Source organism: Streptomyces sp. NPDC041200, from assembly GCF_055591805.1.
The window spans coordinates 148775-166642 of record NZ_JBVIZF010000006.1 but is presented as its reverse complement, the minus strand read 5'-3'; the positions used below and the strand labels follow the sequence as shown (position 1 = coordinate 166642).

Below are 17868 nucleotides of genomic sequence, written 5' to 3'. Positions count from 1 at the left end.
CGGCGGCCGGTGTCCTTCAGAGCTGTGCCGGGGCTCCGACCTGGTCGCGGACAGCGGTGTCGAGGTCGGTGGCGGTGAGACCGAAGGTGGCCGCGGTTTCGTCTGCGTCCATGTGGAACGGTGCGTACCACTGGTAGTCCATCTCGGCCATTTCGCGGGCGATGGGTACCACGACCCCCGCTGAGCGCATCACAAAGCGTGGCATCTGGATCAGTTTGACCGGCGGTCGGCCCGCGGCGGCTGCACAGCGCTGGGCCAGCTCTCGGATCGTGATGGCGGGCGGGGACGGCACGTGCCAGGCGCGACCCCACGCCCGTTCGTCGCGAGCGAGCCTGATCAGAGCCCGTGCCATGTCGCCGTTGAAGGTGAAGGTGTGCGGCATGTCCGGGTTTCCCATGATCCAGGCGGCTCGGCCCTTCGCCAGGGCCTGCTCGATGGAAAGCGAGTAGATGCCTGCTGCGTCCTTGCCTATGTAGTCGGAGCCGCGGACCTCGACGGTGCGGATGCCGCTGGCGAGGGCCTGCTCCCACATCCGTTTGCGGAGGAGGCCCTTGCGTCCGGTGGCCTCCATGGGGGTGTGCTCGTCCATCAGTCCTCCGGGCCGGCGACCATAGGCGTAGAGGCTGCCGGTGAGGGCGAGGACGGCGTCGTTCGTCTTCGCGGCGGAGATCAACGCTGTCTGAAGCGGTGGCAGCAGGCGTTCCCACATGGTGTACGAGGGCGGGTTCGCGCAGTGATAGATCACCTTGGCGCCGCGGGACAGTTCGGTCACTCGGGGGGCGTCGGAAGCGTCCGCGGCGACCCGCTCGATCCCTGGGTGTTCGGGCCCGGAGCCCCTGCGCGTCACGACCCGAACGCTCTCGCCGCGCTCGGCGAGCAGGTGGGCGACGGATGAGCCGATGGATCCGGCTCCGATGACAACGGAGAGCGGCGAGTGCGTAGGCGCCGCCGCCGGCGAGGGTGAGCACCCAGTAGAAGGCGGGGCTGCCGAGGAGGAGGGCCGCGGTGGAGGTCAGGGCGAGCCAGGTACCGAGGCCGTAGTGGAGCGGGTTGCGGCGTGCCGCGCCTTCGGCGACGTACAGCAGCCGAACGACGAACGCGGAGCCGGTGGGCCACAGCAGGGTCTGTATGTCGGGATGGTCGATGGCCGCGGCGAGACCGGTGATGGCGAGGAAGAGGGCCGCGAAGGCGCTGACCCAGGCGGCGCCGAGAAGCTGGCCGGTCAGCGCTTCCGGCCCGGTGGCGCCCCGCTGGGCGCGCAGCGCGGCGCGGGTGGCTTGGACGGTGCCGGCGGCGAGTCCGATGCCGAGGAGAGTCATGGGCAGCCAACCGGGCAGGTCGGGAAGGGGGTTGTCGCCTCGGTCGTCCTGGGCACGGGCCAGGCGGGCCAGGAGGTGCGACTGCTGGAGCCATGCGGAGAGTCGTGCCTCCCTGAACCCGGGGGCTCGTACGACGAAGGCGGCGCCGACCGGGCCTCACCCGCCCGGCGAACGCCCATGGAGGGCGAGTGGGGAGTGGGGCAAGGGGTGCGGGTGGGTCAAGGGCAGGTGCGGTCGGGTGTGTGGCCTGTCGCGGGCGACCGGGCCGACGGCACCGGCACGACACCCCCCCAGTCCGGGTCGGGCGCTGTGCACGGAGCTCCCATCTGGGGTGACGGGCGGTGCGATGACGTGCACGCGAGGAGCCCCAGGCGGCAATCTTCTTGCGTAAGGTTACGGGTGTGAACACAAGCGACGCGACGAGTCAGCGCACGCCGAAGCGAGTATCACGAGAACGAAACCGGCGCGGCGAAGGGAGCCGCCTGCGCGATGACATCGTCGATGCCGCCACCACCCTGCTGCACGAGACCGGAGACGAGCGGACGATCACCCTGCGGTCGGTCGCTCGCAAGATCGGCATCTCCGCTCCGTCGATCTACCCGCACTTCCCCGACCAGCCGGCCATCATGCTGGCTGTGGTCCGACGGGAGTTCACCGCCCTGGAATCCCACCTCAGGGCCGCCGCGAATGCCGCCGGTGATGATGCCCGGGATCGGCTGTACGCCCTGTGTCGCGCCTATCTCGGCTACGCGGAGGAACACCCCGGGCGCTACCGCGCCATGTTCGGAGGTCAGTGGATGCCGACCCTGGGGGAGAACTCGCTGACAGCCGAGGATCTGACGACCCTCGGTGCGGACACCATGGAGTTGCTTGCCGAAGCCCTCGCCGACTGTGGTGCGGCAGGGCAATCGGCAACCACCGACCCGCAGACGGACGCGGTCACCCTCTGGGTATGCCTGCACGGCCTGGCGCACCAGCGCGCGGTCTCCCGGATGCCCTGGATCGAACCGAGCGCCGCCGACGCCATCATCGACAGAGTCGCCAGACTCGACAGTGCGTGATCATCTGGGACCGTCCTGACTCCACTGGGCGGTGGGCATTTCGGGCGAGTACGTGCGGCCTTTGCCGGGGCAGCGGCCTGGGGTGCATTGCTTCGAGCCGCTTGAGCTGGTGGGGGGGCAGGCGGTTCCCGGATTGAGTTCGTGCGATCGGAAATCGATTGCGGTGATCCGATGGGGCGCCGTACGGTCGCCTCCGATGAACGGGACGCCCGAGGTTTTGCCGTTGCCGGACCGGAAACCAGTCGACGCCGCGGTGGCGGGCAGGTTGATCGCCGCGCAGTTCCCGCAGTGGTCGGACCTTGAGGTCCGGCCGGTCGATGTGCAGGGCTGGGACAACCGCACCTTTCGCCTCGGTGACGAGATGCTGGTGCGGCTGCCGACTGCCGCGGAGTACGCGCTGGCGGTGGAGAAGGAGCACCGGTGGCTGCCGGTTCTCGCCCCCGCGTTGCCGTTGGAGGTCCCGGTTCCGCTGGCCGAAGGCGTGCCTGATGAGGGCTTTCCGCATAACTGGTCGGTCTATCGGTGGATCGGTGGCGAACCTGCGGCCCGTGCCGTCGTCGAGGACATGACCGCCTTCGCCATTCACCTTGCGGAGTTCCTCGTGTCCCTGCGGCGGATCGACCCGACAGGCGGACCGGGTCCGGGATTGCACAATTGGTTCCGAGGCGGGCCACTGACGACCTACGACCGGTGGGCCCGGGCAGCCCTGGAGACGTTGGATGGTCTGATCCGGACCGAGATCGCCGAGGAGATCTGGGAACGGGCGTTGCGAGCCTCGTGGGACGGTAAGCCAGTCTGGTTCCACGGTGACATGGCCTCGGGGAACCTTCTGGTGAAGGACGGTGCGCTCGCGGCCGTTATCGACTTCGGCACCTGCGGAGTCGGAGACCCGGCCTGCGATCTGTCGATCGCCTGGACGATGCTGACCGGCAAGAGCCGCGCCGCGTTCCGTGATCGGCTAGGCGTAGACGAGGCGACCTGGGAGCGTGGACGGGCCTGGGCGCTCTGGAAGGCCCTGGTCGTCTGCGCCGGAGCGGTTCGTGATGGCGATGGCCTGCCGCCGGATGCGTCGTTCGTTCTTGAGGAGATCCTCGCCTCCCATTTGCGGCTGGACCGAACGACAAGCTGATGACAAGGCACTTGTACAACGACATCTCGATTCCGTGTTGTCCAGGCTTCTTATCGGGGTTTGTTTCGGATGATCTGTCGGATTCTTCAGGCTGCGGTGCGGTGTTGGGTTTCGTGGCGGGCAGCGCGGTGGCCCTCGGGTGTGAGGGTGTAGAAGGTGCGGCGTTTGCCGGGGCCGCGTCCTGGGGTGGCTCTGTTCATCCAGGTGACGTCATCTTCGAGTCGGCTGGTCAGCCAGCCCGTTCGTTCGAGTTTCTTGAGCCGGGGATAGACGGTTCCTGGATCGAGTCCGGTGCGTGCGATGACCTCGGCGCCGTAGAACTCCTGTTGCGGTCGGGCGAGCAGATCGTGCAGGAGGGCGCGCGTGGGCTTGGTGATGCGGATGCGCTCGACGGCGATGTCGTCGAAGGGGGTGGGTGGGCCGGAACTTGGCGTGGGCGGCCTTCAGGACGTAGTCGTCAGGCGGGGAGCGTCGGATGTGGCGGATCCACCGGGGCACCCTGGCGTGACCTGCCCGAGCGTTATGGTCCCTGGCCGGGACGGAACCTGGGCAAAGCTGCTGGAACACGTGCAGGTCAAAGATGACGCCGTGGGCACGCCCTGATCCGGTACCGCCGGTACTCGCGGAAGTTCTTTCCCTCGTAGCTGGTCTCCAGCTCGAAGCCCTCGTTCTGGTCCAGCAGTTGCTGGCGTACTTCCCTCGTCAAGCGCATGGTCCCCCCACGATTGCTCGCGCCGCATCCGGACCACGGTTTCCTCCACAGCGGGCGGTGTCCGGTGTGGTGAGTGGTGGGGGCGGCTGGAGCGGTCGTGCAGGCCCGCGATGCCGTGGCGGCGGTAGCGCTGGGCCCAGCGGGTGGCGGTGGTGTGGCTGACCTGGAACCGTTCGGCAGCCCGGCGCAGCGGCCATCCGTCCTCGATGACACACCGGGCCAGACGCAGCCTGCCGGTCGGAGTCAGCGGGGCATTACGGTGGATCAACGAGGGCCTCCTGGTGCCGGTACAGATGTCGCAATCCACACCGAAACCGGAGGCCCTCGCCTCTTCCAAGCACCCCTCATGGCGCGTCGCGTGTCACCAACGTGCCGGGACAGCACATCTAGGCCGTGTTTTAGGTGGCGGGTGAGTCTTGGGCGGATAGCTCTTCGGCCAGTTCCATACAGCGCAGGCGGGCTGGGGAGAAGTCGTAGGGCATCTTGCCGGTGGCTTCGAACACGCTCATGGAGTCAGCCTCCCGCCTGCCAGAGCTGAGGTCGGCCTCGTCCTCGCCGTCATCGGTGGCAGCAGGGTGCAATGTGTCCCAGGCGTCGCAGAGGGCGTCGTCGTCCTTGCCCAGGCCGGACTCCTCGATGACGGCCTGCAGGGCACATTCGAAGGCGTGCCGCTCGACGGCCACTTGAGCCACCCGTGGATCATCGACGGCGACGCTGTCATCGAGTGCCTCCTCGGCGTCATCGATGCGGTCGGAATCCTCCCGCAGAGTGGGATGCGTGGCCAGGACGACGAAGCGGGTGGCCTGGATGGCCGCGCCGAGCGGGCCGAAGATCCGCTCAGTGACCAGCAGACTGTCCAAGTCCGCCTGACGCAGGGAGCCCTCGGGCAGGCTCTTGAGGCGTTTGGTGACGAAGTCGGAGAGCAGGCCCATCCGGCTGCCTTCGGTGCGCATTCGCTGCACGGCGGTCCGTTGCCGCCGCAATTCCGCCTCCTGCTCGGCGAGGGTTTCCTCCAACCGCTCCAGGATGCCCGCGATACCGTCTCCGCCGTCCGCACCGGCGGAAGCCATGCCGGTGGTAAAGGCGTCACGGATGTCGTCCAGGGCGATGCCGGCGTCGGCCATCTTGCGAATCCACAGCAGGCGGATCATGTCCTCGTACCCGTAGCGGCGGCGGTCATCCCCGCCCCGCTCAGGCTCCGGGAGCAGACCGATCGCGTGGTAGTGGCGAATCGCCCGTGGCGTGCTGCCGGCGAAGGCCGCCGCGTCACCGATCTTGACCTGGCGGGGTGGCATGAAAGACGAATGCATGAGCATGGACCTTCCTCAAGGGATCGGGACGTAAGTCCACCGGACCACATGCCGCTACGTAAGGTGCAACCCCGTACACACCGCCCCGCGCCAATGCCAGGAGATGCGCCCTTCCTCTGTAATGACCGCGGGGCCGTCGTTTCCTGCTGGGGTATCCGCACGACGGCAGGCTGAGGGGTCACCCTCACTGATGAATCGCCGCGACCTGAACCGTCGCCTCGAACCGAACCGAAAGTTCGTCAAACCGGGTCGCCACGGCCCGGTGCTGCTTGAGACGCCTGTGCCCTGCTCCGACATGGTGTGCACGAACACCAGCACAGGGTGTGTGGGCCCGAGGCCGCTCAGGTGCTTGATCAGAGCGGCGAAGTTGGGGATGTGGACGAGGGCGTCCACGGACGACGCGATCTTCACCGGTCGATCGTCATGACGACGCTGAGAAAGAAGAAGGCAGCCCACAGGGCACGCTTGTCGCGATCGCGCCATGCTGCAGGGGCATGGCACGCCGTGACCAGCCACAGCAGAAGGGCGGTAACGCATGGTGGAGGACCAGAGCTTCGCCGCGGGTGGCTTGACGCTGTTCTGGTTGAGCTTGGTGGCGATGCTGTAGGACGTCTCGCCGGTGAGGCAGTCGTCGAAGATGCCTACCTGCCTGGGCGCAGGCGAGGTGGAGGCGGGCGACGGCGGCGTGAAGTGCCCTCGGAGGGCTTCAGCGCCCTCACGCACATCATCCGGACCATGTGCCGGTCGCTGGGCGTATTCGGACCAGGCGGTCCAGGTCGTAGAAGATCACTCCGTCGATGACCCCGCTGGCCAGATCGGCCAGGAGTTCGCGGAACTTCGGGCGGATGAGCACCCAGTCGATCGAGCCGTCGTCGCGGACCACCTTGCGCGTGTTGAAGGCGGAGGTGTCGTTCTCCTTGTAGATCTTGGCGAAGCGCGTGTTCTCGGCGTCCTCGTGCTGGCGGTCGACCCCGGCTTCGAGGCCGAAGCGGTCGGAAGAGATCCGCAGGTAGGCGGCTGGGTGCTTCGAGGCGTACGCGGAGAGCTGGTCGTACAGGTTGAGGGTGACCCGGCCGCGGCGGGCCTGGGGCGGGATGTCGAAGTCTTGCTCGTGTCTTCCGGCACCGGGCACCTTCGTGGAACTCGGGGGTTGGGTGAGATCGCGGATCGTCGTTGGGGCGGACGGTCCGGGTTGCGGATACTGGGCCGTATGCGTATCGACTTTGATCCTGAGACCGTCGGCCGGAACCCCTTCTACAAGCTGCTGACCTCGGTCGTCGTGCCCCGGCCGATCGCCTGGGTGTCCACCATCAACCCGGACACCCACACGGCGAACCTCGCCCCTGCGAAGTTCTGAGGAAAGCGGTGTCGGAGAGCTGGACGTTAGCCCAGGTCAGAAGCAGTGGGCAACCATCGCTTGCACAGGAGACGGGCATAGCCCGCCGCACCCCTTCCACGAGAGTGGACAGGTCACGTACCAGGGGTACTACGACCGTGGCGGGCTGACGGAGCCGCAGGAGGGGGTTTCGCATGGGGTGGCGGAATGGGGCGGAGGAACTGGACGCACGGATGGTGGAGCGTCCGTTGCCGCAGGACGGGGTGGAAAGGCTGGTGGGCTGGCTGGCCGGGTGCGGCGCGCCGTACGCGCAGGGGACCGGCGTGCACGCCGTTCACTACATCCCGGCTTCGTGGGTCGGCATCCGGCCTTGGCCGCCTGCGCTGGCCGACCGGACCGGACGGAAGCCGACGGCGCTCAGCCGGGCACAGGTGCGCCCGCCAAGACTGCGTCGACGCCCCCACCACCATCCCGGAGTCGACCGGGTGACCGAACGCCCCCAGACCATCATGGTGCGCCTGCTCAGGCAGGCGGTGTGCGCCGAGTTGGCAGTCGAAGCCTGCCCCGACTGGCTGCTGCGCCCGGGCCGCGCCGAGTGCGCTGGCACGTGGCCGTTGGTGCAGGCCGTCTATGCGGCGCTCACCGGCCTGGAGTTGCCGCAGGTGGCGCCGCCTCGCGAGCGGCGGCGTCTTGATGTTGTCCTCGCCTACGCTGACGGGCGGTGTCAAATCGTCGAGGTCGACGAGCGCCAGCACTTCACCGGGGCACGGGCGCTGACGCTTGCCCACTATCCGCCCGAGGTGGTGCTCGGGTTCGACCGTGAGGCGTGGCTGAGCCGGGCCCGTGACCTGGCCGGGCGTGAACCCGGCGGCGGATTCGCCCGCCCCTGCCCACCGCTCTTCCCCGGTCAGGGCGGGCGACACCGGCAGCGCGCGTTCCGGGACACCCTCGCCGACCTCCTTCCGCCCCGGTACGGCTGGCTGCCCACGGTGCGCGTGGCGGATGACGAGGTCCGCAGATGGGCCGGTTCTCCCGATCCGGCGGTGGCTGTGAAGACGGCGCTTATGACACGCGGGGTGCCGGTACAAGCCCTGCGTTGAACCGTCTGGGCGGCGGCTGACTCGGTTCGCGAGGAGGGATAGACGGGGCCGTGCTGTTCTCGCCGGGGTGGAGCCGGACCCGTCCCGCTGGTGTGTTCCACGTGCGGCATGGAGTCGTGACCGAGCCCTATCTCTTCGCCGCGGGCGATGTAGGGCCACCCGCGCCGTGCCTCCAGGCCGCAGCAGCAGCCGGGGATGAGCACGGCCCGGTGGAGGCGGCGCTGCCGTCATATGCTCGGCTTTCAACCTGCTGCCCAGGCTGAAGAACATCGGCTCGGTGCGCCTGTACCGGCTGGCGGCCGGGGGAGGGGTAGCCGAAGCTGGCGCTGGTGCTGTCGACCAAGACGGTCGATTGGGACCTGATCCGCCAGCAGTACGAGATCAACGACTGGCTCAAGGTCGTGGAGAACTTGCAGCGCCACTCGTTGTACTGCGGGAGCTGATTCCCTGGCGCTCTTCCTGCGCTGCGTAGGCCGCAGGGGTGAGGCCGGTGTGGTTCCGGAAGTAGCGACCGAAGTTGGCGGCGTCGGGAAAGCCCAGGTGAGTAGCGACGGCGCTGGCTGTCCAGCCGCTGTGGCCGAGCAGGCGGCGGGCTTCGAGGAGGCGGCGCTCGTCGATCACCTGCCGCGCGCCGGTGCCGGCGGCGGCCTGTGCCGCGCGGGTGAGGGTGCGGACCGAGCAGCCGAGCAGGCAGGCGTAGTCCTCCACGTGGTGCAGCTCGCGGAAGTGCAGTTCCAGCGCGTTGAGGAATCGCCGGTGGATCGCGGTGCGCCGCCCGCCGCCCACGGCGGCGCGCGGCGGCGGGGTGGCGCCCGAGCTGTGGGCGAGACGGAGCAGCAGGGCCTCCAGCAGGCTGCGCCGCAGGGCGTGATGGAGGTCGAGGGGGCGTCGCCCCAGGGCGCGGTGTTCCTCGAGGAGCTGGAAGGCGGTGCGCTCGGCCCAGGGGGCGTCGTCGGGATGCGGGGTCAGGACGGCGGGCGCGTCGTGTGCGGCGACGGGAGTGAGCAGGCGGGCGGTCTCGGCCCGCAGCACGTCCGGCTCGAACAGGATGAAAGGGCCTTTGGTGCTGCCGGGCGGGTGCCAGCACTGCGTGTGGCCGGGGCGTACCCACAACCACTGACCGGGGGTGACGGTGCGGGTGACGTGGTCGACGTCGTGCTCCAGCACGCCGGACGTCACGAGGATGAGGTAGTGGAAGGTGGCCCGTCCGGGGCGGGGAGGGTTCCACGGCCAGTCGTCGTGGTGGGCGTGGAAATCCTCGATGGTGGTGATCTCCAGGCTGTACGGGGTGCCGGCCGGGGGCTGGAAACCGTACAGCGGGGTCGGTGCGCCCGCAGGAGGAGTGGATGCCTTGGCCCTGCCCGACTGTCTTCTGTTGACCATCATGTGTCCGCAGCATACCGCCCGATATGCCTGCCCCCGGGGCGATAGTTGCTGGTGAGGCCCGCACATCCGGGCGATCGGCGCCGCAGGGCGCCGGGAGTACACACGCACGTCGGCTCGTCGGCCACAACGCCCATGAAGGAGAATGAAATGAGCGTCAACAAGGAAGCGATCAGCAAACCGTTCTTGAGCTGGAGACGTCATTCAACGAGCGGTGGAGCGCCGGTGACAACCGCGGCTACCTCGACACCTACGCCGAGGACATCAGCTACTTCGATCCGCTTCTCAAGGAACTGGTCGTCGGTCGGGACGCGGCGATCGCACATATCGAGTCGATCTACTCGAACCCGCGCATCGTGCGCAACGAGTACCTCAACCCCGCGGTGCACGTCAGCGACAGTGGCGATTTCGCGGTCCTGGCCTACAACCTGAACACGTACGTGCTCGACGGCAACGGCGATGAGCAGCAGCTGCGTGCGTGGAACGCCACGGAGGCGTACCGGCTTATCGACGGGGAGTGGCGCATCGTGCACTCCAACTGGGCGTTCACCCAGACCGCGACCGAGGCGATCGCCTCCTGACCGGGACGGTTCAAGGGGCGCCAGGTCACATGCCATGCGTGATCCCTGTGTCGTGAGCAGGGGCTTCTTGCGACCGCCTGCAGAGGCCCGGGGTGGGGGAGTGAGATCGGCGCCCTGCTGGCGGTGGGGCCCTTCGGGCAAGAAACGAGGAGCTGAACCTCATGAACGGCAGGAATCCGCAACAGATGGCCGCCGAGCGCGCCGAGGGACTGCTCCGCAGCGCGCTGGAGCACCCCTTCGGCCCGGAGTGGGTAGCGCACAAGGTGCGGGGAAAGGGTTTCATGCTGATGACCGTCCCGGTGGCGGCCGATCGGTATGCCGGGGCTCCGCGATGAAGCGCACCGGGGTACGGCTGCAGCAGATTGCGCGCCGCGCGGCCGATGCGCTGCCCGGTTCCGGCAGCGGGCGTCCCTTCACCGAGAAGCTGGATGTCTACAAGGTCGCGGGAAAGGTCTTCCTGATCGTCACGGACGATCCCGACGAGCGGATCATCACGGTCAAGGCAGACCCGGAACACGGGCGGTGGCTGCGGGACCAGTACTCCTCGATCACCGTCGGACGCTACCTCGACAAGAAGCACTGGATCTCCGTGGGCGCCGGTCGAGGTGTGACCGCAGTCCTCGTCGAGGACCTAGTCACCGACTCCTACGACCTCGCGCTCGACTCGGCGCCCCGCAGCCGGCGGCCCACAATAATCTGACCGTCCGCTCACGCCCCACACAGACCACCACACCACCTGCCCAGGAGTCCCCCGCTCGATGGATCACTCCGAACCCGCGCTCGCTTTGTTCGACGACGGTCCCGGCCTCAGCAGCACCGGCGCCGACGACACCACCGTGCCGGACCTCGACGACATCTCCCGTCCGCTGGCCGACCGCCTGCGCCCGCAGACCTTGGACGAGGTGGTGGGGCAGGAGCACCTGCTGGCCGGCCAGGCGCCGATCGGGCGGATGGTGGAGCGGCGGCATCTGGTGTCGATGGTCCTTTGGGGGCCGCCCGGCTGCGGGAAGACCACGATCGCCGGGCTGCTGGCCGCTGCCGCCGACCTGGTCTTCGTACCTCTGTCGGCGACCTTCTCGGGCGTCGCGGACCTGCGCAGGGTGTTCCGTGCCGCCAAGCAGCGGCGCGCCCAGGGGGAGGCCACGTTGCTGTTCGTCGACGAGATCCACCGCTTCAACCGCGCCCAGCAGGACAGCTTTTTGCCCTACGTGGAGGACGGTACGGTCGTCCTGGTCGGCGCGACCACCGAGAACCCGAGCTTCGAACTGAATGGCGCGCTGCTCTCGCGCAGCCGGGTCTTCGTCCTCAAACGCCTGGGCGAGCAGGCCCTGGAAACCCTCATGGCCCGGGCCGAAGAACTGACCGGGCGGGAGCTCGCACTGACCGGCGAGGCCCGTCAGGCCCTGATCGCCATGGCCGACGGGGATGGTCGCTACCTGCTCAACATGATCGAGCAGCTACAGGCCCTGCCCGAGGGCGCCGCCGACCCGCTGGACGCGGTCGGGCTCGCCCGGCAGGTGCAGCAGCGGGCGCCGCAGTACGACAAGGCCCAGGAGGGCCATTACAACCTGATCTCCGCGCTGCACAAGTCCCTGCGCGGCTGTGACCCGGATGCGGCCCTGTACTGGCTGGCCCGGATGCTCGACGGGGGCGAGGACCCGCTGTTCGTCGCCCGCCGACTGGTCCGCTTCGCGAACGAGGACATCGGGATGGCCGACCCGCAGGCGGTCCACCAGGCGCTCGCGGCCTGGGACGTGTACGAGAGGCTCGGTTCGCCCGAGGGCGAACTCGCTATCGCCCAGGCCGTCGTCTACCTGGCCACCGCGCCGAAGTCCATCGCCGTCTACCGGGGTTTCGGTGCCGCCTGGAACAGTGCCCGTCGCACCGGTTCCCTCATGCCGCCGCTGCACATCGTCAATGCGCCGACCCGGCTGATGAAAGAACTCGGCTACGGCGCGGGCTACGAGTACGACCCGGACACCCGCGACGGCTTCTCCGGCGCGGACTACTTCCCCGAGAGTATGGACCGCGAGTCCTTCTACCGGCCCACTGAGCACGGCTACGAGGCGCAGGTCGGCCGCTGGCTCGAGCGGTGGAACCGGCTGCGCACCCAGCGGCGCGCGAAGGAAGCAAGCCGAGCGACATCATCTCAAACTGCCGATCAAGACCGTGAGCCGACCTGAGGACGTTTTCGAATTCACCGTCCTGCCCCGGCCCCAGCTCCCAGCGAGCGTGCTCACCCGGGCCGTTCTGCCCCTCCCAACAAAAGGACACTTCCATGAAAACGTTGGCAAGCAAGCGAGTTCGGCATGCCGCACGCCGTCCTGAAAATGGCCGGAGTAGCGCAGCCAGAACCGGGCCCGCAGGAGGCGCGCGTCCCAGTTCTGGCCGCCAGTGTGGGCCTTCCCGACCTGATGATGGTCCAGGGCCGCTACTCGCTGGTGCCCACCCCCCGGGTTCCCCGGCCAGGAGATCGTAGGGATCGTAGACAAAGCTGGCCCGGGCTCCCCCCTTGCGGAAGGCACCCGGGCCATGGGCAACAGCCGGTTAGACGCGGGAGTGGGCGGTCTCGCCGAGTACACCCTCAGCCCGTCCGTCGGGGCGATCCCGGCACCACCAACGACCAGAACCCAAACCGTTTCGGATCTAGGACCCCATACCGAGATGCGCTCCACCGGCGACGTCGAGAGAGACGCCGGTGATGTACCGGTTGGCCCGGTCCGTGAGGAAGCCGATCGCGTTGGCGACCTCGGACGGTTCGGCGAAGCGTCGCATGGGGAGCTGCGCGGCGCGAGCGTCGCGTGCTGCCTGCGCGGAGCCGGACTGGTCGGCGAGCAGTGCCCACATCGGTGTGTTCACCGGTCCGGGGTTGACGGCGTTGACCGAGATCCCGTCCGGTCCGAGGATCTTCGCCATCGACCACATGATGTGCAGCACGGCGATCTTGCTGGCGTTGTACGGCAGGTAGTCGATCCGCGCTTCCTTGGCCGCGACCGACGACAGCAGCAGAATGGTGCCCTTCGTGCCGCTGCCCCGCATGAGGTTCGCGACCTCGCGCGTGATGGTGAACGTGCCCGTGGCGTTGATGCGCATGGTGCGCTCGAACTCCTCGGTCGTGGTCGCCAGCGGATCGGGGGTGCCGCCCAGCACCCCCGCGGCGTGGACGAAGACGTCGATGCGGCCGTGCTCGGCGACGATCCGGCGCACCACTTCGGCGGTCTGCTGCTCGTCGGTGACGTCGAGCTCGGAGAAGCCGGTGATGTCCTGCCCGTTGAGCGGTGCGAGGTCGGCCCCGACGACGATGTCCCCGCGCGCGTGCAGCGCGTCGACGACGGCCGCGCCGATGCCGCCGCTGGAGCCGGTGACCAGGGCGACCTGGGGCTGTGGCGCTACTGCACTGCTTTGCTGGACCACACGCGTCCTTCCTGCTCCTCGGTGGGCAGGCCTGCCGCCGCGAGGATCTTGTCGAGTAGCTGCTGGGTCTTGACCGCTTCCCATCCGGAGGTCAGCGGCTGCTGTCGGTCCCGAACGCGGTCGAGGAAGTGGCGGACCGCGTCGGCGAAGCCGAAGGTCTCGGTCGCGGTCGCCCAGCCGAACGCCTCCGGGCTCATCGACCGGACGGTGCGGACGCCGTCCGCCGTCACCGCGACGGTGTCGGGGGCGATGACCTCCGCCGAGCGCAGCTGTCCGTACGCGTCGAGCTTCTCACCCCACGCGCCGGCGGCCCGGGCCGCGACCAGCAGGCCCGTGTTCCCGGTCGAGAACCGGATGAGGGCGGCTGTGCCGTCCTCCTCCCAGGGGTCGGTTCCGGCGGCCGCGCTGGTGACCTCGACGACATCTCCGCCGCAGAACCAGCGGAGGAGGTCCACCATGTGGATCGCGTTCTCGAACGTGGCCCGGTACTCGGAGCCGGCGCGGTTCTTCTGCGCGACGCAGAACGACGCTCCGGCCGCACCGAACGCTTCCCGCGCAGCGACGTACACGGGCGCGAACCGCCGGTTCAGGCCGACCATCAGGATGCGGCCGTGCTCGTCGGCGAGCTCCGCGAGGCGGACCGAGTCGGAGGTCGAGGTGGCGAGGGGCTTCTCGCAGAACACGTCGATGCCGGAGCGGAGTGCGCTCTCGACGGCCGCGACGTGCTCGGAGCGGGGAGTGAGCACGAAGACTGCGTCGAGCTCTTCGGCGTCGAGCATCGCGTCGACCGTGCGGTACACGTTCGCGAACCCCCACCGACGCTGCAGCGGGCTCGGGTCCTCGCGCCGCGACACCAAGGCGCGCAGCTCGACGTCGTCGCGCTGAACGAGGGTGGGAAGCTGCGCGATGCTGGCGATGTTGCCGGCGCCCACCACGCCGACGCGCAGGGCAATCACGAGCGGACCTCGGCGTCCTGGCCGGTCGTCTCGAGATCGAGCTGCCGCAGCAGTGTACGGAGGTGCTCGGCGCCGCGACGGAATCCGATCTCGGGGGCTTCGAGATCCTGCGGATGCCACCGGTACTCGTATTCGAGCGAGAGCACGTCGTCGTAGCCGACCTCGCGGAGGCGTCGGAGGATGGACGACCAGGCGAGGGTGCCGTCGCCGACGACGCGCGAGATGACGGCGCGTTCCTCGGCGTGCACACGCGCCGTCTCGGATGCGACGAACGGGGCGTTCGGGTCCTTGAAGACAAGGTCCTTGACATGCACGTGGCCGATGAGATCGCCCTGGACGGCGAAGGCGTCGTCGACGTCCTCGTCGTGGGTGAAGGTGAGGTTCGCCTGGTCGTATAGGACGCGTACGGCGGGCGAGTCGACCGCGCGGATGAGCTTGGCGGTGTCGCGCGCGGTCTGCGTCATGGTGCCGAAGTGGTTCTCGGCGCAGAGCACGACGCCTGCGTCTGCCGCCGGGCCGGAGAGTTCCTGGAACGAGCGGACGAGCTGCGTCCAGTGCGCGGCATGATCCTGCTGGTCCGGCTGCCACGCGCCGGAATAGACGCGGATGCGGTTCGCGCCGATGGCGTGGGCGATGTCGATGGCCGATCGCAGTTCGTCGACGGCTGCTCCGCGTATGCGCTCGTCGGTCGCGTTGATGGCGGTCGTGTACGGGGTGAGCCCGATGACGGGGATGCCTTCGCCGTCGGCGACGCGTGCCGCTTCCGCCGCTGCCGCGGCACCGCCGATGGGTAGACCGCTCGTGTAGTCGTCCTGGTAGATCACCTCGGCGGCGTCCAGGCCGGCTCGGGCGAAGAGTTTAAGCGCTTCGGGAACGGTGTGGTCGGGAGTGCCGAGGGTGTGGCCGGCGATCTTCACGAGGGCGTCTCCGAGGTCTTCGAGGTCGAGTGGGTGTGCCAGTCGTGGGGGCCGACGAGACGCGGGGGATCGACGACCCGCGAGCGGTCGACGAACTCGAGGATGAGTCCCCAAGAGGTGCGGGCGTACACCCACCGGTTCCCGGCGACAGCGGGGCTGTCGCCGGCGACCTCCTTGCGCGCACCGAGGATCTCGATGCCCCGGAGGTCGGCGACCGCGGCGACGACGTCGTCTACGTCGTCGACGACGAAGCAGAGGTGGTGCCCGCCCGCATCGCTGGCGCGCGGGAACACGGGGGAGCGGTCCTCGCTCCACCACTGGAACAGCTCCACGTTCAGGTTCGGCGGCAGCCGGAGCATGCGCAGCTCCAGGTGTGCGTCCGCGGGCACGCCGAAGTGCTCCGGCATGACCGCGGCATCGGGTCCGCGGGTGGAGCGATAGAGCTCCTCGGCACCGAGAAGGACAGTGAACAGGCGGGTGGCGTCGTCGAGGTCGGGGACGGTGAAGGCCACGTGGTCCACGTATTGCAGACCGGGAAGGCGACCGGGGTTCGGATTCATGAGCGCAGTTCCTGGGTGGAGGAGCGGACGAGAAGCGATGGCTCGAGCACGACGTGGTCGGGCGGGCCGCCGGCGATGAGGGCCTCGCCGAGTTCGATGGCGATCCGTCCGAGGTCGGTGATTGGTTGTCGGACACTGGTCAACCGGGGGCTGAACTGGGCACCGAGGTCGAGGCCGTCGAAGCCGACCACCGACAGGTCGGCGGGCACAGTCAGTCCGCGCGAGCCGAGCTCGGAGATCATGCCGAACGCGATGAGGTCGTTGGAGGCGATCACCGCCGTCGGGCGGATCGGTTCCCGCATCCAGTGGTCCACGAGCCCCGGGCCCGGATCGGCGCCGGGCGCCGCCTCCAGGACGACGGGCGGGATGGCGTGACGCTCGGCGGCGCGGTGGTAGGCGTCCCAGCGATCCTGGGCGGTGTACGTGCCGACGATCCCCGGAGCGTAGGCGATGTTCGCGTGGCCGAGACCAAGGAGGTGGTCGAAGGCGAGGTCGACGCCCCTGGCGCTGTCGACAGTGACGGTGGGCACGGCGGGGTCGTCTTCGACCCGGTCGATGACGACGACCCGGTTCGGAAACGCGTACCGGCGGAGCGCCTCGAGGTTGACCCGGGTTGAGGGGGCGACAATGCCGAAGGGGGAGTACATGGACTGCATCGCGCTCACGTAGTTGGCGGTTTGCCGGGTGTCGCCGTTGGTGATGCAGAGCATCAGCTGGTAGCCGCGTGCTTCGGCGGCGGCGGCGGTTGTGCGCGCCAGCTCGGCGAAGAACGGGTTGGTCATGTCCGGAACGATCAGCGGGATGAGGTTGCTCGAGCCGCGGCGGAGAGCCTGCGCGAGGGGGTTCATCGAGTACCCGAGCTCGGCTGCGACACGCAGCACGTGTTCCCGGGTCGCCGCGCGTACGGCATCCGGCTTCGAGAACGCGCGCGACACGGTCGAGCGGTGGACGCCGGCCGCTTCAGCGACGTCGTCGATGCTCACCTCAGCCACGATGCGCCGTCCTCTCCAGGTGCGGCGACCAGATGAGCTCCATAGTGGTCATAAGCTCGGCGAGCGTCGGCAGGCCCGCGAACCCGGTCGTGAGCGTGTCGGCGACGCCGGTGACGAACACGTCGTACAGCGGGTCGCTGTCGACCTCGAGGACGGCGCTCTTGGTGATGCCGGACTGGTCGGTGAACGTCGCGTAGCCGGTGGTGTCGACGGTGGCGAACCCGTTGGTCCCGGCCGCGGTGAAGCTGCAGTACCGCTTCAGCGGCGAGTTGGGGAACGCGTAGCCGACCTCGACGATTGCCTCGCGGCCCGTGACGGTGGTCAGGACCATCGTGGAGTGGTCGTCGACCGCCTCGCCGTGCAGCGTGGTGGAGAGCTTCTGGACGACGTCGACGGGGTGTCCGAGGTGGCGAATCACCAGGTCGACGAAGTGCGGGCCGAGGTTCATTAGGCTGCCGCCGCCCGAGAGGGCGGGTTCGAGCATCCACGGGTTGCCGTTCCGCCGGTACCGCGAGGGCGGACCGGCGACGAACGCCATCCGCTCGTAGACAATGTCGCCGGCCTGTCGCAGCCAAGTGTCGATCGGGGCGCCGCGCTGGACGAGCGGCACGGTCGTCGCCACGGCGGCCGAGCGCGCCTCCTCCTCGATCGTCCGAAGGTCGTCGAGGCTCGCACCGGCTGGCTTCTCGATCACGAACGGGATGCCGCGGTCGATGAGCTCTCGGCCGACCGCGAGCATCTCGTGGTGCGGGCAGAACACGAACGCCACCTCGATGCCGTCCTGGTCCAGAGCCTCGTCGACGCTCGCCGCGACTGGTGCGCCCAAGGGCTCGGCGAATGCCCGAGAGACCGCGGGGTCGGGGCCTTGCACCGCCGTCACGCGGAAGTGTCGAGCGAGCCCGGCACGGTACAGCGGCGCGTGCCAGTGGGACGCACCCAGCACCACGGCCGAGGGCCGAGGGGCCGAAGAGGAATGATCCACCGCCGTGGACTCCTTCGCCTTGATGAGGATCCCGGCGCATCAGTCGCCCTTGCGAATGAGAACGATTGCTGAGATCGATTGCAACCCAGGATGTAGCACCTCACCGCGATTCGTCA

Annotated in this window: 19 protein-coding genes and 3 pseudogenes; 9 read left to right on the top strand and 13 right to left on the bottom strand. The window is 68.7% G+C overall.

Annotated elements, in window-relative coordinates:
- Positions 1-16: 16 nt before the first annotated feature.
- Positions 17-880 (bottom strand): Rossmann-fold NAD(P)-binding domain-containing protein, encoded by an 864-nt coding sequence (locus ACZ6CL_RS17675; protein ID WP_468937129.1) that lies wholly within the window; start codon positions 878-880, stop codon positions 17-19.
- Between the two features lie 840 nt (positions 881-1720).
- Between ACZ6CL_RS17675 and ACZ6CL_RS17670 the strand changes: the two genes are divergently transcribed.
- The gene (locus ACZ6CL_RS17670; RefSeq protein ID WP_468937014.1) at positions 1721-2380 is read left to right on the top strand and encodes a TetR/AcrR family transcriptional regulator; all 660 of its coding nucleotides are present in this window, start codon (positions 1721-1723) and stop codon (positions 2378-2380) included.
- Between the two features lie 196 nt (positions 2381-2576).
- Positions 2577-3509, top strand: a complete 933-nt coding sequence (locus tag ACZ6CL_RS17665; RefSeq protein ID WP_468937013.1) for an aminoglycoside phosphotransferase family protein — start codon at positions 2577-2579, stop codon at positions 3507-3509.
- A gap of 86 nt (positions 3510-3595) precedes the next feature.
- Here the strand turns inward: ACZ6CL_RS17665 and ACZ6CL_RS17660 are convergent, their stop codons facing one another.
- Positions 3596-3811, bottom strand: a complete 216-nt coding sequence (locus ACZ6CL_RS17660) for a PadR family transcriptional regulator (protein WP_468937128.1) — start codon at positions 3809-3811, stop codon at positions 3596-3598.
- 129 nt (positions 3812-3940) lie between these two features.
- On the opposite strand from ACZ6CL_RS17660, the pseudogene ACZ6CL_RS17655 reads away from it, so the two are divergent.
- A pseudogene (locus ACZ6CL_RS17655) lies at positions 3941-4103 on the top strand (IS5/IS1182 family transposase); the annotation flags it as partial.
- Here the strand turns inward: ACZ6CL_RS17655 and ACZ6CL_RS17650 are convergent.
- The 4 genes and pseudogenes from ACZ6CL_RS17650 to ACZ6CL_RS17635 all read right to left on the bottom strand — a co-directional run bounded on the left by ACZ6CL_RS17650 (position 4084) and on the right by ACZ6CL_RS17635 (position 6663).
- Positions 4084-4215 (bottom strand): hypothetical protein, encoded by a 132-nt coding sequence (locus ACZ6CL_RS17650; protein WP_468937138.1) that lies wholly within the window; start codon positions 4213-4215, stop codon positions 4084-4086. The pseudogene ACZ6CL_RS17655 and the gene ACZ6CL_RS17650 overlap by 20 nt on opposite strands.
- 10 nt (positions 4216-4225) lie before the next feature.
- Positions 4226-4489, bottom strand: a pseudogene (locus tag ACZ6CL_RS17645) (leucine zipper domain-containing protein); the annotation flags it as partial.
- 130 nt (positions 4490-4619) lie between these two features.
- Positions 4620-5531, bottom strand: a complete 912-nt coding sequence (locus tag ACZ6CL_RS17640; protein WP_468937127.1) for a MerR family transcriptional regulator — start codon at positions 5529-5531, stop codon at positions 4620-4622.
- Positions 5532-6255: 724 nt separating this feature from the next.
- Positions 6256-6663, bottom strand: a complete 408-nt coding sequence (locus ACZ6CL_RS17635) for a recombinase family protein (RefSeq protein WP_468937012.1) — start codon at positions 6661-6663, stop codon at positions 6256-6258.
- 78 nt (positions 6664-6741) lie between these two features.
- Here ACZ6CL_RS17635 and ACZ6CL_RS17630 point away from each other — a divergent pair.
- Together ACZ6CL_RS17630 and ACZ6CL_RS17625 are read left to right on the top strand one after the other, a co-directional pair.
- Positions 6742-6885 (top strand): annotated as a pseudogene (locus tag ACZ6CL_RS17630) (flavin reductase family protein); the annotation flags it as partial.
- 215 nt (positions 6886-7100) lie between these two features.
- Entirely contained in the window at positions 7101-7967 is an 867-nt protein-coding gene (locus ACZ6CL_RS17625) for a hypothetical protein (protein WP_468937011.1), read from the top strand.
- Positions 7968-8360: 393 nt separating this feature from the next.
- Here the strand turns inward: ACZ6CL_RS17625 and ACZ6CL_RS17620 are convergent, their stop codons facing one another.
- Positions 8361-9353 (bottom strand): AraC family transcriptional regulator, encoded by a 993-nt coding sequence (locus ACZ6CL_RS17620; RefSeq protein ID WP_468937010.1) that lies wholly within the window; start codon positions 9351-9353, stop codon positions 8361-8363.
- Between the two features lie 188 nt (positions 9354-9541).
- Between ACZ6CL_RS17620 and ACZ6CL_RS17615 the strand changes: the two genes are divergently transcribed.
- The 4 genes from ACZ6CL_RS17615 to ACZ6CL_RS17600 all read left to right on the top strand — a co-directional run bounded on the left by ACZ6CL_RS17615 (position 9542) and on the right by ACZ6CL_RS17600 (position 12114).
- The gene (locus ACZ6CL_RS17615) at positions 9542-9931 is read left to right on the top strand and encodes a nuclear transport factor 2 family protein (RefSeq protein WP_468937126.1); all 390 of its coding nucleotides are present in this window, start codon (positions 9542-9544) and stop codon (positions 9929-9931) included.
- Positions 9932-10092: 161 nt separating this feature from the next.
- The gene (locus ACZ6CL_RS17610; protein WP_468937009.1) at positions 10093-10266 is read left to right on the top strand and encodes a hypothetical protein; all 174 of its coding nucleotides are present in this window, start codon (positions 10093-10095) and stop codon (positions 10264-10266) included.
- Positions 10263-10631: an MmcQ/YjbR family DNA-binding protein gene (locus tag ACZ6CL_RS17605; RefSeq protein ID WP_468937008.1), complete on the top strand. Its 369-nt coding sequence runs from the start codon at positions 10263-10265 to the stop codon at positions 10629-10631. Before ACZ6CL_RS17610 ends, ACZ6CL_RS17605 begins: the two co-directional genes overlap by 4 nt.
- 58 nt (positions 10632-10689) lie before the next feature.
- Positions 10690-12114 (top strand): replication-associated recombination protein A, encoded by a 1425-nt coding sequence (locus ACZ6CL_RS17600; protein WP_468937007.1) that lies wholly within the window; start codon positions 10690-10692, stop codon positions 12112-12114.
- Positions 12115-12577: 463 nt separating this feature from the next.
- On the opposite strand, the gene ACZ6CL_RS17595 is transcribed toward ACZ6CL_RS17600, so the two are convergent.
- Genes ACZ6CL_RS17595 through ACZ6CL_RS17570 form a run of 6 tightly spaced genes read right to left on the bottom strand, consistent with a single transcriptional unit; the run spans position 12578 to position 17716 of the window.
- Positions 12578-13345, bottom strand: coding sequence for an SDR family NAD(P)-dependent oxidoreductase (locus ACZ6CL_RS17595; protein WP_468937006.1), 768 nt, complete (start codon positions 13343-13345; stop codon positions 12578-12580).
- On the bottom strand, positions 13321-14301 hold the full coding sequence (locus ACZ6CL_RS17590; protein ID WP_468937005.1) for a Gfo/Idh/MocA family protein: 981 nt from the start codon (positions 14299-14301) through the stop codon (positions 13321-13323). Before ACZ6CL_RS17590 ends, ACZ6CL_RS17595 begins: the two co-directional genes overlap by 25 nt.
- Entirely contained in the window at positions 14298-15218 is a 921-nt protein-coding gene (locus tag ACZ6CL_RS17585) for a sugar phosphate isomerase/epimerase family protein (protein ID WP_468937004.1), read from the bottom strand. Before ACZ6CL_RS17585 ends, ACZ6CL_RS17590 begins: the two co-directional genes overlap by 4 nt.
- Positions 15215-15778 (bottom strand): VOC family protein, encoded by a 564-nt coding sequence (locus tag ACZ6CL_RS17580; RefSeq protein ID WP_468937003.1) that lies wholly within the window; start codon positions 15776-15778, stop codon positions 15215-15217. The genes ACZ6CL_RS17585 and ACZ6CL_RS17580 overlap by 4 nt, the downstream gene beginning before the upstream one ends.
- Positions 15775-16761 (bottom strand): LacI family DNA-binding transcriptional regulator, encoded by a 987-nt coding sequence (locus ACZ6CL_RS17575; RefSeq protein ID WP_468937002.1) that lies wholly within the window; start codon positions 16759-16761, stop codon positions 15775-15777. Before ACZ6CL_RS17575 ends, ACZ6CL_RS17580 begins: the two co-directional genes overlap by 4 nt.
- 1 nt (position 16762) lies before the next feature.
- Positions 16763-17716, bottom strand: coding sequence for a Gfo/Idh/MocA family protein (locus ACZ6CL_RS17570; RefSeq protein WP_468937001.1), 954 nt, complete (start codon positions 17714-17716; stop codon positions 16763-16765).
- Positions 17717-17868: the final 152 nt, after the last annotated feature.